This is a genomic window from Shewanella sp. MBTL60-112-B2, assembly GCF_019655055.1.
GTDB lineage: Bacteria > Pseudomonadota > Gammaproteobacteria > Enterobacterales > Shewanellaceae > Shewanella.
On the sequence record NZ_BPFA01000105.1, the window covers coordinates 1 to 455 of the forward strand.

Sequence of the window (455 nt, forward strand, 5' to 3'; positions counted from 1 at the left end):
CCGCATTCGATACTGTCACTCGCCAAGCTTGCGGAGGGGAAGAAAAAGAGGAAGAAAAGGGGGAGGAAAGAAAAAAGGGGGAGAGAGGAAGAGAGGGAGGAGAAGAAGGAGGAAGAGAAGGGAAGAAGGGGGAAAGAAGGAGAAAGAAGGAGAGAAAAAGAGGAGAGAGAGAAGAAAAAGAGAAAGGAAAGAAAGGAGAGGGAGAGGGAAGGGAAAGGAGAGGAAAAAAGGGGGAAGAAAAAGAGAAGGGGGAAAAAGAAAAGAAAAAAAGAGAAAAGGGGGAGAGGAGAGAGGGAAAGGAAGAAAGAAGAGAAGGGGAAGAAAGGGGAGAAGAAGAAAGGAAAAGAAGGGGAAAGAGAGAAGAAAAGAAGGGGAAAGAAAGGGGGGGGGGAGAAAGGGGAGAAAAGGGGGGGGGGAGGAAGAGAAAAGAAAAAAATTGTCAGTCGAGTGAGTAA

At 47.0% G+C, this 455-nt stretch carries 1 protein-coding gene; it reads left to right on the top strand.

The genetic code is table 11. The features are described from left to right. Positions 1-455 (top strand): hypothetical protein (locus tag K5Q73_RS21950; RefSeq protein ID WP_220766207.1); only part of this gene is annotated, 455 nt, incomplete at both ends.